General features: G+C 39.8%; 9 protein-coding genes. 7 read left to right on the top strand and 2 right to left on the bottom strand.

What is annotated here, in order from left to right:
• Window positions 1-148 precede the first annotated feature (148 nt).
• Window positions 149-4,858 (bottom strand): NAD-glutamate dehydrogenase, encoded by a 4,710-nt coding sequence (locus B5V81_RS02445; protein WP_212111843.1) that lies wholly within the window; start codon window positions 4,856-4,858, stop codon window positions 149-151.
• 281 nt (window positions 4,859-5,139) lie between these two features.
• Between B5V81_RS02445 and B5V81_RS02450 the strand changes: the two genes are divergently transcribed.
• The 4 genes from B5V81_RS02450 (at window position 5,140) to rpsP (ending at window position 8,364) form a co-directional block, all read left to right on the top strand.
• Entirely contained in the window at window positions 5,140-5,796 is a 657-nt protein-coding gene (locus B5V81_RS02450; RefSeq protein WP_212111845.1) for a carbonic anhydrase, read from the top strand.
• A 251-nt stretch (window positions 5,797-6,047) separates the two neighbouring features.
• Window positions 6,048-7,610: a signal recognition particle protein gene (gene ffh / locus B5V81_RS02455; RefSeq protein ID WP_212111916.1), complete on the top strand. Its 1,563-nt coding sequence runs from the start codon at window positions 6,048-6,050 to the stop codon at window positions 7,608-7,610.
• A gap of 24 nt (window positions 7,611-7,634) precedes the next feature.
• Window positions 7,635-7,964 (top strand): chorismate mutase, encoded by a 330-nt coding sequence (locus B5V81_RS02460; RefSeq protein WP_212111918.1) that lies wholly within the window; start codon window positions 7,635-7,637, stop codon window positions 7,962-7,964.
• Between the two features lie 16 nt (window positions 7,965-7,980).
• Window positions 7,981-8,364, top strand: a complete 384-nt coding sequence (rpsP, locus tag B5V81_RS02465; RefSeq protein WP_212111847.1) for a 30S ribosomal protein S16 — start codon at window positions 7,981-7,983, stop codon at window positions 8,362-8,364.
• 154 nt (window positions 8,365-8,518) lie between these two features.
• Here the strand turns inward: rpsP and B5V81_RS02470 are convergent, their stop codons facing one another.
• A complete protein-coding gene (locus tag B5V81_RS02470; protein WP_212111848.1) occupies window positions 8,519-8,734 on the bottom strand; it encodes a DUF1674 domain-containing protein in 216 nt (71 codons plus the stop codon).
• An 83-nt stretch (window positions 8,735-8,817) separates the two neighbouring features.
• Between B5V81_RS02470 and htpX the strand changes: the two genes are divergently transcribed.
• The 3 genes from htpX (at window position 8,818) to B5V81_RS02485 (ending at window position 13,098) form a co-directional block, all read left to right on the top strand.
• On the top strand, window positions 8,818-9,864 hold the full coding sequence (gene htpX, locus B5V81_RS02475) for a zinc metalloprotease HtpX (protein ID WP_212111849.1): 1,047 nt from the start codon (window positions 8,818-8,820) through the stop codon (window positions 9,862-9,864).
• 59 nt (window positions 9,865-9,923) lie between these two features.
• Complete coding sequence (locus tag B5V81_RS02480; protein ID WP_212111850.1) at window positions 9,924-11,288, top strand: RsmB/NOP family class I SAM-dependent RNA methyltransferase; 1,365 nt, start codon at window positions 9,924-9,926, stop codon at window positions 11,286-11,288.
• Between the two features lie 64 nt (window positions 11,289-11,352).
• Window positions 11,353-13,098 carry a heparinase II/III family protein gene (locus tag B5V81_RS02485; protein ID WP_212111853.1) on the top strand — a complete coding sequence of 582 codons (1,746 nt, stop codon included), beginning with the start codon at window positions 11,353-11,355 and terminating at the stop codon, window positions 13,096-13,098.
• The last annotated feature ends 1,341 nt before the right edge of the window (window positions 13,099-14,439 follow it).

Raw genomic sequence — 14,439 nt, forward strand, 5'->3', positions numbered from 1 at the left:
ATTGTTTACAAGAAATTCTATCGTGATAAGGAGCAGGATTTTTATTTTGGGTGCTTTATCTCAAAATGAAAACTCCCACTCTGTACCTTGCTAGTTTGCTGTTGTAGGATAGAATGGGAGTTTTTAACTGAGTTATTCTATACTCATTTTAAGTTTGAAAGCCAGTATTTTGAAGTTGAGAAATCAATCCTGCTGCAAAAGTAAAACGAGAAATATTGAGATCATTTTCAATAAGAGCGCTAATGCGGTTTGTGATATTATGAATATCGTCTTCTTTTGTTTTTTTCCAAGTGGCAAAAGGATCCTCTTTTTTTCCATAATTTTTGAGAATTTTCATAACGATTTTCCGTAAGCTTTTGGAAACATTTTCTTTGGCTTGGTTTAAAGCCATACTATCATAGTAATCGAGGATAGGAATTGTTCTTCTCGCTTCGTTAATTCGGTTTATACGAATGATTTGCGCAAATGAGAAATAGATTCCTGCGGTTTTAATAAGATCGCTGTTGCTTTGTTTTGCAATTAAAGAAATATCACAGATGGTTGGAGCAGCTTCCAAGAGAGCTAATTGTTTTGCTAATGCTTTTGGTGCTCCTTCTTCACTGTAGTGTTGTGCTTTTTCTTCAATCTTTTGCTTAATATCGTTATCATGAGAATGCATAAGCTCTTTTTCAATAACACTACGGGCTTGTTTTAGTGTTTTTACAATTTCTTCTAATGGGTTTGAGAGATCCATGTTGTGCAAACCCCAATTGGTTGTTTCAAAGAGCATTGAGGTTATTGCTGCGTAGAATTTGTTTTGGACAAGACCGGGTATTTTGTTATCAAGTTTATCAATTTGATCGGACAATTGAGGAATTTCAAATCCATCACGGATGGCAATGAAAACGCGAATAATATTTTCAGCCTTTTGTTCTGTTGCATCGCGTAGTTGATTAACAAAAGTGGGGCCACCACGATTGACAATATCGTTAGCAATCAGCGTTGCAATAATATTACGACGTAATTGATGGTTAATGACTTCCTTCTCAAAATTTTCTTGAATTTGGGTTGGAAAATAATTCAGCAAAGCTGCGTTGAAATAGTGATCATCAACAACGGGGCTCTTGGCAATTTCTTCTTTGAGCGTTAATTTAGCATAGGCAAAAATAACGGCAAGCTCTGGACGGATAAGACCTTTGCCTTGAGTTGTTCTTTGCCGTAAAATTTGCTCATCAGGGAGTACTTCAACTCTGCGATCTAGAAGCTTTCTTTGTTCCAAATCATGCATGAAGCGTATTTGATAGGGTAAATCAGCCGTGCTTTGGCTTTCTGCTAAGGAAAGGGCAAGGGGTTGTAGATAATTATTGCGCAGGACGAGTTGTTCGACTTGGGGAGTCATTTCTTTTAAGAGTTTATTGCGTTCTTCGCGGGTGAGTGTTTTAGCACGAAGTGCTGATGCAAGAACAATTTTGAGATTGACCTCAATATCAGAACAATTCACACCGGCAGAATTGTCAATGGCATCCGTATTGCAGCGTCCACCATTTGAAACATATTCAATCCGTCCACGTTGTGTGACACCAAGATTAGCGCCTTCGCCAATAATTTTTGCACGTACCTGTTCTCCGGTAATGCGTATTGCATCATTTGCACGATCACCTACTTGGGCATCATTTTCTGTTGTAGCACGGATATAAGTACCAATGCCACCAAACCATAAAAGATCAACAGGGGCTTTGAGAAGAGCAGAGATAATTTCAAAGGGGGTTCCTGTTTGTTTGTCGAAACCAATGGCCCTTGCTGCTTCAGGTGAGAGTGTAATGGTTTTCTCTTTTCGTGAGAAGACACCACCCCCCTTTGATAATTTGTTTTGGTCGTAATCCTGCCAGCTTGAGCGAGGAAGTTTGAAGAGACGCCTGCGCTCTGCATAGCTTTCCTCTGTATTTGGATTTGGATCAATAAAGATATCGCGGTGATCAAAAGCAGCAATTAATTTTGTTTGTTTGGAAAGGAGCATTCCATTGCCAAAGACATCACCAGACATATCACCAACACCAATACAGGTGAAAGGTACTGTTTGAATATCGTGATTAAATGATTCTCGAAAATGTCTTTTGACGGCTTCCCATGCGCCTTTGGCTGTAATACCAATTTCTTTGTGGTCGTAGCCTGCTGAGCCACCAGAGGCAAAAGCATCATCGAGCCAAAAATGGTTTTCTTGACTGATAGCATTGGCTGTATCAGAAAAGGTTGCTGTCCCTTTGTCTGCTGCGACAACAAAATAGGGGTCAGGATCATCATGACAAATGATATTGTGGGGCGCACTTATCTTGCCGTTAACCAGATTGTCTGTGATAGAGAGCAAAGCCGTGATAAAGTCTGTATAAGCTTGTCGTGCTGCTTCTATGATGAGAGCACGGTCATTTGTTTGAGGAAGGCGATGGGGATAAAATCCACCTTTTGCACCGGCAGGAACGATAACTGCATTTTTAACTTGTTGAGCTTTGACTAAGCTAAGCACTTCGGTGCGATAATCTAATGCGCGGTCAGACCAACGAATTCCACCACGAGCGATAGGGCCAAAACGCAAATGGACCCCTTCAACTTCTGGTCCATAAACAAAAATTTCTCGATAAGGTCGTGGTTCAGGCAAACCTTCAATTTGGCGCGGATTTAATTTGGTGGCTAAAATACGCCGAGGACTACCATCGCTAAGAAGGGTAAAGGCATTTGTTCGTAAACTCGAATCGATAAGGTTGCAATAACGACGTAAGATAAGATCATCATCTAAACCAGATACTTTCTGTAGTTTTTCTTCAATGCGCTTTTGAATAATCTGTTGGTTTTTTTCTCGTTCTTTTGCTGGATGACTTTGATGAAATTTTAAATGAAATAAAGCATAAAGCTCTTTGGTAATATCAGGATAAGTATTTAAAGTTTGGGCGACGCGGTCTTGCGAATAAGGAATTCCAGCTTGTTGGAGATAACGCCCGTAATGGCGCAAAATAACAATTTCATGCCAATCAAGCTTAGCTGTTTGAGTGAGGGCGTTAAAGGCGTCATTATCAGCATTTTGTGCCCAAATGGCTTCAAAGGTTTCGGCAAGCTTTTGCCCCTCTTTTTCAAAATCGATACAGAGTTGGAAAGTACTTTCTAGTTGCATATCATGAAGATATACGGATTGTCCGTTGCCATCTGGTAACTCAAGGGTCTGTTCCGCAATAACGCGAAACCCCATATTTTCAAGCAGTGGTACACGTTTGGAAAGAGCAAGGGCCTCATGGCGGTGAAAAAGCCGAAGAGAAATGTTCTGTTTTTCTTTGTTTTGTGCGTGATAAAAGGTCACAAAAAGGGGTTTTTTATCATGAAGATTGAGAATGTGTCCGGAATCTTTAATGGCATCTTCTGCTGAGAATAAATCACGATAGCTATTGGGAAATTCACTGGCTAGACGGGTTTGTGGCTCTGTTGTTTTGTGGGCAAGAGCGATGGATTGAACACTATCTTCCCAACTTCGTGCGATTGAACGGACATGTTGTTCAAGTGTGGCGCGCTCGTGAAGTGGAACCGTTTCGCTTACTTTGCGATGGATAATATAATAAACACGGATAAGAGGGCTTTCTAAAAATAGCGGATAGGATTCAAAAAAGTCGCCTTTATAAAGCCCAACAAAATGTTCGCCAACTTTTTCACGGAGGCTGCTGCTGTATTGGTCACGTGGCACATAGACAAGGATAGAAACAAAGCGCCCAAAAGAATCAGTGTGAACAAGAACCCGCAAACGCGGACGTTCGTCTAGTTGCAGGATAAGTTTGGCATTTTCTGTTAATGTATCAATATCAGTGCGAAATATTTCATCTCTTGGATAGGTCTCTAAAACACTGATGAGTGCTTTTCCTGAATAATCAGAACGATTGTATCCAAGGCGTTGAATGATGGTTTGGGCTTTTTCTTTTAAGAAAGGAATTTGCAAAATAGAGCGTGTATACGCTGAAGAGGTAAAAAGCCCTACAATGCGTAATTCTCCGCAGAGCTGGCCTTCTTTATCAAAGATTTTAAGACCAATATAGTCGAGCCAAACAGAACGGTGAACTTTGGAGCGGCTGTTCGCTTTTGTCACAATAAATAGGTTATCACTTTCCATAAAGGATAAAACTTCCTGAGGAGGTTCTTTCATACTTTCATCATCAACAATATGAATAGAAGCATCCCCGAGTATGCCAAGTTCAATGTTACTCGCGGTAAAGGATTTTATAGGTTTCTGATCTTTGATGAAGTTATAAGTGCGCATGCCAAGGAAGATAAAATTATCATCTGTAAGCCAGTGAAGAAATTCAATAGCCTTTTCGCCTTTTTGTTTGTAGTATGAGGGAAGGCTTGTTTGATAGGCATGAATATGTTTTTCAACTTCTTCAAGCATCGGTTTCCAGTCTCGTACAGCAGCATTAACCTGCTCAAGAACTAAGGTGAGTTCATTTTCAAGTTTTTGTATCTGTTGTTTGTTTAAAGACTCGATGTGAATTTGCATCAGACTGATGCGTTTTCCAGAAGCACAATCAAGAACGGGGTGTGCAATCAAATAAATATGGTTTTTATGTTGATTGAAGACATTTAAAATAGAATCGAGAAGGAAGGGTTTGTTATCATTGACAAGCGTGACAACAGTTATAGGTCTGTTATTGCGGGTCAAATCCTGTTCAAAGCAGATGGTATTTTTTCCTGCCTGATGAAGATTGAAAGTTTTTACTGCGATGGCTGCGGCTTTTTGAAGTTCTGTATTTTCGTAATAAACAATGTCTTCTTTATCAGTTTGAGCAAAAAGTATTTTTTCTATTTTATCTGGTGTGTTTGTTGTTTCTATTGTTTTTTGTTGCAACACATTCGCTCTCCCTTTTTGCTCTTCGGGTCTTTTCTTGCATTGTTTGCCTATTTAAGAGCAGACCATTATATCTTCCTACACTGTAACATTTTCTTCCTAAAGAAAATAGCTCTTTATTTGAAAAGAATGACAATGTTTTTATTATTTTTTAGTAATAATTTGTACTTTAAAGAAATATTTTACACCAATGAAAGGGACTTTTTAGTATTTTTGTATATTAATAGTTTTTTTTTCTAATTATATGAAATGAAAGTAAAGAAAGAATTAGAAGTAAAGAGAGAATGACTCGTTTACCAGAAAGACTTTTAAGTGGTTACAAAAACTTTATAAATAATCATTTTTCATATAAAACAGAACATTATCAGCAATTGGCGATCGAGGGGCAAAAACCTGAAGTTTTAGTTATTGCTTGCTGTGATTCGCGTGCAGTCCCAGAAATGATTTTTGATGCTAAGCCTGGCGAAATTTTTACCTTACGCAACGTGGCAAATGTGGTTCCTCCTTTTTCTCCTGATAACAAATATCATGCAACATCAGCAGCTCTTGAATATGCCGTGCAATTGCTTGAGGTAAAACATATTGTTGTTTTTGGTCATGCGCATTGTGGAGGTGTTCATACTGCTCTTAAGGAGACGTGTAAATCTTTACCTTCAAATGATTTTATTGGCCAATGGATTAGTCTTTTAGCGCCAGCAGCAGAAGTTGTTTTGAATAATAAATCACTGTCTTGGCCAGAAAAACAGACGGCTTTAGAGCAGCTTTCTATTCGACATTCGTTGAGAAATTTAGAGACGTTTCCGTGGATAAAGTTCCGAAAAAATCAAGGTATTTTAACATTGCATGGGGTTTGGTTTGATATCTCTAGTGGGAAATTATGGAATGTGGAACAGGAAACAGGTTGTTTTATGCGTGTTGAAATTGAAAATTTTGAAGGGTAGTATTGTAGTATTTGCTGTTTTTATTTCTTCGTATAAAAAGACATTTTATGATAAAACTTGACAAAGCTGGGGTTTTATTGTTTGAAGGAGCGAGCTTTCAGTGACAAAATTAACTTGGAGCCACCGACTGAGACCCCAATGCAAGGGTATGAAGAGATCTCAGAGGTCAACATTCGACGGCGCGATGCGTTCTCGGGTGCTATTTTGGTTTGTTCGTTATGCAACTTTGTTAGGCAACAATGAGGTAAATGATGTTTGAATCCTTGCAAGAGCGACTTGGTTCTATCCTGTCTCATTTAACGGGGCGTGGTGCTTTGTCGGACCAAGATGTTGCAGAGGCGCTGCGTGAAATTCGTCGCGCTTTATTGGAAGCCGATGTTGCCCTTGATGTTGTCCGTTCTTTTACCGATAGGGTTCGAGAAAAAGCTGTTGGGACCGAAATTGTTAAATCAATTAAACCAGGCCAAATGGTGGTTAAAATTGTTCATGACGAATTGGTTCGTATTCTTGGAAATGAAAGCGTTCTGAGTGATTTGAATGCACCAGCGCCTGTTGTTATTATGATGATTGGTTTGCAAGGTTCCGGAAAAACAACCACAACTGCAAAGCTTGCAAAACGTTTCACTGATAAGCAAAATAAAAAAGTTCTCATGGCGTCTTTAGATACACGTCGTCCTGCTGCACAGGAGCAATTGCGCCAATTGGGAGAACAAGCAAAACTGGCAAGTTTGCCTATTATTGCGGGGCAACTACCCGTTGATATTGCATCACGTGCCGTGCAGGCTGCTAAATTGGGCGGTTATGATGTGCTTCTTCTTGATACGGCAGGACGTAATCATATTGATGAAGCTTTGATGCTTGAATTGGCTGAAATTAAAGCATGTTCTCTTCCTCATGAGATTATGTTGGTTGCTGATAGTTTGACGGGGCAAGACGCCGTTCATCTTGCTCGTTCTTTTGATGAGCGTGTAGGGATTACAGGGATTATTTTAACACGGATGGATAGTGATGGGCGTGGGGGTGCTGCTCTTTCTATGCGTGCTGTTACAGGCAAGCCGATTAAAGCAATCGGAACCGGTGAAAAAATAGAAGACTTGGAAGAGTTTCATCCCAGTCGTATTGCTGATCGTATTCTCGGAATGGGGGATATTGTTTCTTTGGTTGAAAAAGCTGCTGAAACAATGGATCATGAGAAAGCTGCTGCTTTTGCAAAAAAAATGCAGAGCGGAAAATTTGATCTAAATGATCTGGCTGAACAGTTGCAGAAAATGAAAAAACTAGGTGGAATGGGCGGCATTATGGGCATGTTGCCAGGATTGGGAAAGGTCAAAGAGCAGATTGCGGCGGCCGGTCTTGATGATCGTTTGTTTAATCGTCAATTGGCTATTATTTCATCCATGACACCACAAGAGCGTATGAATCCAGAACTTTTAAAACATAGCCGAAAACAACGGATTGCTAAAGGCTCTGGAACAACGGCGGCTGATATTAATAAACTTTTGAAGATGTATCGCCAAATGGCTGATATGATGAAATCTATGGGTGGTAAGGGCAAAAGTGGTTTGATGGGAAAAATGTTAGGAGGTCTTGGCTCCAAAATGGGATTTGGAGGAATGGGAGGTGCAGATTCTCCGGCTGTGCCCGATTTATCGGGAGTGGATCTCAAACAACTCTCAGCACTTCAAAAGCAGATTAAAAATGATAATGGAGGGAATCTCTTGCCTGGACTTCCCGGGCGTGACCCTACATTTCCTGGTCTTTCCAATGGCATTACTGATAGGGGAAAACTTCCTCAGCATCTTAAAAAAAAATAAGATGCAAAGAGGGAAAGGAATATGATGCAGGAAACAGTATTAAACGAATTAGCACATTTACGAGTATCTATTGATAATTTTGATGCAACTTTGATTCATATTTTAGCAGAGCGTTTTCGTTGTACGAAAGCTATTGGGCAATTAAAAGCGCGTTATGATTTGCCTAAAGTCGATCCTCTGCGTGAGCAACATCAGATAGCGCGTTTGCGGCAATTGGCGATAGATAGTCATCTTGATCCCGATTTTGCTGAAAGATTTTTAAAGTTTATTGTTAAAGAAGTTGTGCGTCATCATGAAATTATTGCTGAAGAGCAAAAAATGAAAAAAGTCAATTTAAACGAAAGCCAGAGCTGACAATAGGAGATAAAATATGGCATTGAAAATTCGTTTGTCCCGTGGAGGTTCAAAAAAACGTCCTTACTATCATATTGTCGTTGCAGATGTTCGTAGTCCGCGCGATGGGCGTTTTCTTGAACGTGTTGGTGCATGGGATCCAATGTTGCCTAAAGATGGACCGAGGGTAAAACTTAATGAAGAACGTATCCAATATTGGCTTGGGCAAGGGGCTCAACCAACAGATCGCGTTTTACGGTTTTTAGATGCAGCTGGCTTAAAAAAGCGTCCAACCCGCAATAATCCCCATAAAGGTGAACCGGGCAAAAAAGCACAAGAACGTATAGCAGCAGCAAAGCAAGCGGCAGAGGACGCAGAAGCTGCGGCTGAAGCAGAATCTGCTTCAACATCAGAAGCATGATTGTTTCATAAACGTCTCTTTAAAAGTGCTAGAAGAATAAATATTATCCGTTTTTGCCAATCAAAAACGGATTTTCTTTAAGAAGGTGTTTATTTAAAACAGTGTTGGTTTTTAAAGTTCGATTGTAGAAATCTATGGCTTTAAAAGTATAACTTTAAAAATCAATGGCGCGGCCTTTAATTTCCCAGTCTCCATAGCGGGATGGATCTTTTCCGCCACGTCCACCGTTTTCCAACGGTTGTTTTTTTGTTGTTTCGTCTTTTCGTCTTTCTTCAGCTTCTTTAAGGGCGCGTTGTGCTGCGGGAGAAAGGGATGGCTGTTTAATGACAGTTGAATTTTTTTTGCTTATTTTTTCATCTTTTTTATTCATTTTATACCTATTCCATTGAAGAAGCAGAAAGAAAACCCCATCATATAGTATTGGTAGACTTTTATCATGGAGTTTTTTGAGTAATGAATATAATGCGTACAGCCATGCTTTTGGCTTTTATGACGGCTCTCTTTATGGGGGTTGGTTATCTTGTTGGAGGGGGCAATGGTATGGTCATTGCTCTTTTGATGGCAAGTGGTTTAAACTTTTTTTCTTATTGGAATTCAGATAAAATTGTTTTACGCATGTACGGGGCGCGTGAAGTTGATCAGCATTCCTCGCCTGTTTATTATAAGATTGTAAGCGATTTAGCTAAAAAAGCTTCTCTTCCTCAACCAAAAATTTATGTCATTGATAATGCACAGCCAAATGCTTTTGCAACGGGACGTAATCCGCAAAATGCTGCTGTTGCTGCGAGTACTGGGTTGTTGAAGCGGTTAAGTGCTGAGGAAATTGCTGGCGTTATGGCGCATGAGCTCGCACATATCGAACATCGTGATACTTTAACCATGACTCTAACAGCAACAATTGCAGGGGCAATTTCAATGCTTGGTAATTTTGCTTTTTTTATGGGAGGACAGCGTAGCTCTTCAGAAAATTCTCATGGCGCTGGGGCAATTGGAGGATTGATTGCTCTGCTCGTGGCTCCTTTTGCTGCAATGCTCGTGCAAATGGCAATTAGCCGTACGCGTGAATATGCTGCGGATCGGAGAGGGGCTGAAATATGCGGTAATCCTTTATGGTTGGCTTCGGCATTGCGTAAAATTGCTGATGGAGGGCATGGGGTTTACAATGAAGAGGCAGAGCATAATCCAGCAACAGCACATCTATTTATTATCAATCCTTTGAGGGGTGAGGGAGCGGATAGTCTTTTTTCGACACATCCTGCAACGGCAAATCGTATTGCTGCTCTTTATTGGCAAGCAGAGGAGATGAAAGGGGCTCTTGCTGAAAATGGGGGATGGATTGAAGAAGGCAGTATGAATAAAAAAAACAACGAGATGAATTATGGAGATTTTCGAAGTGGTCAGGCTCATGCGTCAAGAGAGCAAGAAAACAGCACTTTTCAGCGTGTCACAAAACGTCCTTCTTGGCTTCATTATGACAATTCAAAAAGATCTCGTTCATAGAATTTTCGAAGAGATTCCTGGGGAATTTCTTGAGAAAGCAGTGATATAAAGGTATTGTTTTGAAACGCAAAAAAGCGGGGCATGTGTCTGAAAAAAATGTTCCAGGATTAGCTGTTCGGCAGGTGTGTGTGCGTCTTTTAGGGGCGGTGGTTGATAAGTATACGCCTCTTTCTGGTTTGACGGATAATGAACACGGACACCCACAATATTTAAACCTTTCACAACGAGATCGTTTATTGTGTCGGGCTATTTTGACAACGTCATTGCGTCATCGAGGGCAGATTGCGGCGGCTCTTTCACGCTTTTTGGGACGCCCTTTACCTTCGCAAGCACTTTCACTTCAGCATCTTTTGCATATTAGTGTGGCGCAAATTCTTTATCTTGATGTTCCTGATCATGCAGCGATTGATTTAGCTGTGCGTGTGGCAAAATTTGATCCGCGTATGCGCCGTTTTTCAGGGGTGGTGAATGCTCTTTTGCGCAATGTTGCGCGTGAGGCAGCCTCTTTACGCCAACAGGTTCCAACAATTGAAGGTGTTCCAGCGTGGTTTAGCCAGCTTTTAGTATCAGCTTATGGAATAGAAAAAGCACAACAAATTATAGAAATTCAAAGTTTGGAACCCCCTCTCGATTTGACAGTGAAATCTGATAGTGTTGGATGGGCTGAGAGACTTGGTGGTGTGGTCTTGCCTAATGGTTCTGTTCGATTGAATCGTTTGGAGTGTTCTGTTTCTGATTTACCAGGCTATCGTGAAGGGGATTGGTGGGTTCAAGATTTTGCTGCAGCGTTGCCTGCTTGTTTACTAGGAGAAATTCGAGGTAAACGCGTTGCTGATCTTTGTGCAAGCCCTGGGGGGAAAACAGCACAATTGGCTTTGCAAGGGGCAGAGGTGACAGCAATTGAGCTTTCTGCTAATCGTGTAAAACGTTTAAAAGAAAATATGGAACGGCTTCATTTTTCCGTTCACATTTGGCTGGGGGACGTGAGAAATTTTCATCCAACACAGCTGTTTGATGCGATTCTTCTTGATACTCCCTGTTCTTCTACTGGAACGATCCGTCGTCATCCAGATATTTTATGGACGAAATCGAGGAATGATGTCGTTAAGTTGGCAGAATTACAATATGATTTGCTGATCGCTGCAATTGCTTTGGTCAAAGAGGGTGGACGGATTGTTTTTTCCAATTGTTCTTTGGCAAGAGAAGAAGGTGAAGACCTTATCGAGAAAATTTTATCGACACGCAATGACATTGTTTTAGACCCTATTTATCCAGAGGAAATAGGAGCATTGGAACATTTGCTTTTTGAGGGGATGTTGCGCACGACGCCGGCAGATTTTTGTCATAAAAACTTTGATTCTCAGAAAGCGGCATTTTTAGGAATGGATGGTTTTTTCGCTGCACGCTTACGAAAAATTGCTTAATTAACATTTCATTTACAAAAATGGTCGAAATTGTATTTGATTCAGCATAAATGGAGATGGAATTTTGGCGGTTGCAGTAAAAGCTCCTCAGGTGAAAATGGCAGCCTGTATCGATACGATACAGCATGTTATGCGGCGTTTATGGGTTGGACCCTTGTTTCGTTGGCGGTTTTCAGGGTTTCGTCCTCATAAAATTTTAGCGTATCCTATTGATTTGCATATGGCTGATCCAATGATGGCGCATGAATTTTATCATGGTCGTTTTGCTTTTGCTGGTCATATTGTTCATTCTGGTGCTGTTTCACCATTTTCATTGATGCCACCAACGCTGGAATGGGAAGCGGCTCTTCATGATTTTCATTGGTTGCGCCATATGGATGCAGCAGAAAGTGATTTAGCTGCGGCACATGCGCGCGCTCTTTTAGAAGATTGGCTTGACCATGCTGGTAAGAAGGTAAAGGGGCTTGCTTGGAGTGCTCCTGTTGTGGCACGGCGTTTGATTTCGTGGATTTGTCATTCAAAAATGTTGTTAGAAGGGGCAAGTGAACGGTTTGAAAAACGCTTTTTACGTGCGCTCGGTGTGAAATTTCGTTATTTGCGCGTAACAATTTGCAGTATGGAGCACAATGATCAACGTTTACAAGCAGCAGCAGCTTTGATGTTCGCCTCTCTTGCTTTGCCTGTTTCTGTTGCCGTGAAGAAAAAGGTACAAACTACGCTTATAGAAGAGCTTTCGCGTCAGATCTTGCTTGATGGTGGTCATATTTCCCGTAGTCCTATTATCTTATTTAATTTGTTATCAGATTTATTATCTTTACGTTATCTTTTTATGCGTAGCAATGAAACAGCTCCCCGTATTTTGATTGACTCTGTTGAGCGTATGTTGCCAGCTTTACGATTCTTTATCCATGAGGATCAATCATTGGCGCGTTTTAATGGGGTTGGTCCCCTTGTATCGGAACGGTTATTGAAACTTTTGGAGCTTGATGAAACAGGAGGGCATCCTTTTAGTTATGCTCGTTATTCAGGGTTTCAGCGCTTAAAAGCCAATCAAACAACAGTGCTTGCAGATACAGGAAAATTTCCACATCACTTTGTAGCACAGCAGGCTTGTTCGGGCTGTTTATCTTTTGAAATGTCCTCACAAGGACACCGTTTTATTATCAATACCGGTGTTAATCCTAATGGTTTGGAAGATTATCGCCATTTAGGGCGTGTTACTGCGGCCCATTCAACAGCTACGCTTAATGATTGTTCGGTGGGAACTTTTTATAAAAAAAAGAAAAATAGCGCTTCTTTGTTGTTTAATGGACCAACAGATGTTCAAGTGCAGCGTATAGAGGATTCAGGAAAAACAGGTTTTATTGCGAGTCATAATGGTTATGTGCGACCCTTTAATCTTATTCATGAGCGTGGTCTTATTTTAGCGACAAGTGGAGATATGATTGAAGGCTTTGATCGCTTTTTTATGCCAAATAAGGGGGGAAAGAGGCATAAGAGAACGCAAAGTGAACAAGATCATGTTGCGGTTCGGTTTCATCTTCATCCACAAGTTGAAGTTAACTATGATGGTGAGCGTGTGTGTTTAGCGGTAAAGGACGGGCACGTAGAGGATGAGCAAGTATGGTATTTTATATCGCCTGATGCGGATATTTGTCTTGAAGATTCGATTGATTTTGCGGCATTAGAAGGTCCACAACGCACACAGCAGATCGTTTTATATTTTCGCCCTGCATTTCAGGAAAAAGTTCGCTGGCGTTTTATCCGTAAAGCGTTTGATAAAAAATCAGAATATTATTCCAACCTATAGTCTATTGCATTTTATCTTTATTTTCTAAAATATCATCGTTTAGTGCGGTAATATCTTATTGAAGGACCATGTAAACTTTTATACGCTAATATTTTTTGTGAGACTATGGGAATGGATATTTTTAGGCAAAGTCTTGCCTATAACATCTCGTGAGGTAATGCTAGGAGGGGATTTTAGCGGAAATTGGGTGTTGACAGACCATTATTTATAGATCGGTACAGATAATCTTCGTTTTTTAAAGGCGTGGAGAGAAGATTAAACTGTTGTCTATCTTAAAAAGTTCTTGAGTGCGTTCTCGTGATCAATATTCCCCTTTGAGGGAGCTGCACGTTTAAGATAATCAAATATTTTCTTGTAAATTTACGCTTCTGTTAAAAAACATTTCCCCATGTTTATTATCCTCATTTCATAATGGTGCTTGTATAAAGTATAATATGAAATTTTCGGCCAATAGGTGTAGAATTATTTCACCTCCTCCCTTCTCTTTTTATTTGAGTTTATGGTTTTTAAAAGTATCTAGAAGAATAATGTGAATCATGCTTTATTTTGCACTTTTATTTTTTACTCTTTTAAGAAGTTAAAATGTTGATTTATATCATTTATTATTTGAAACTTAAATGAAACTTGGAAAATGGTAAGGCTCTCTCATTGCGAATTTATTTATGGTAAAGCAACGCATAAATTTGTACCCTATTGAGAGTGGTGGTGTGTAAATTGCTGGAAGAAAGAAATAAAGATAGTTCTTTGGGACACTTTCAAGCGCCAAAGGTTGTTACAGCATTGGGGCCTAATGGTATAATATTTTAGTTTAGGTCTTCATTAAACGTAAAGGAGAGAATGCTCAGAGGATTTTCTCCATGAGCGTTGCCATGAGAGGGGGGTGATGAGCATTGAGATATATTTCTTTAAAACAAAAGCGTATGAAATATAATGATGTTTTAATTTTGGATTTTCTGTTTTGCATGAGAGGTGTGATTTTATTGAAGAGAAAGAAAAAGGTGAGGTATTGCATCCTATTTTTAAAAGATACCAAATTAAAAATGACAGCAAAGATGTGAATAGTTTTTTATCTTTGAGACTTCATATTTTTGCTAAAATAGGTTATTTTCCATTTTAGAAGTTATAATATTCTTGTTCTTATCTCGCATATCAAAGCGGATAGAGGAAAGCATTAAACTATCTTAATCTTTATTTTGATCCCATTATTGCTACGTATAGAGAGAAAAAACCGGAATTACCACACACTTTTCCATCTTCCAATGTTGCGATAGCTCTTGGTGTTTGAGATGGGTCATTATAGGCATTTTTAGTTCTTTTTTTTAACAGTTTTATTCCACGCAG

This window comes from Bartonella queenslandensis (genome assembly GCF_018155095.1).
Taxonomy (GTDB): domain Bacteria; phylum Pseudomonadota; class Alphaproteobacteria; order Rhizobiales; family Rhizobiaceae; genus Bartonella; species Bartonella queenslandensis_B.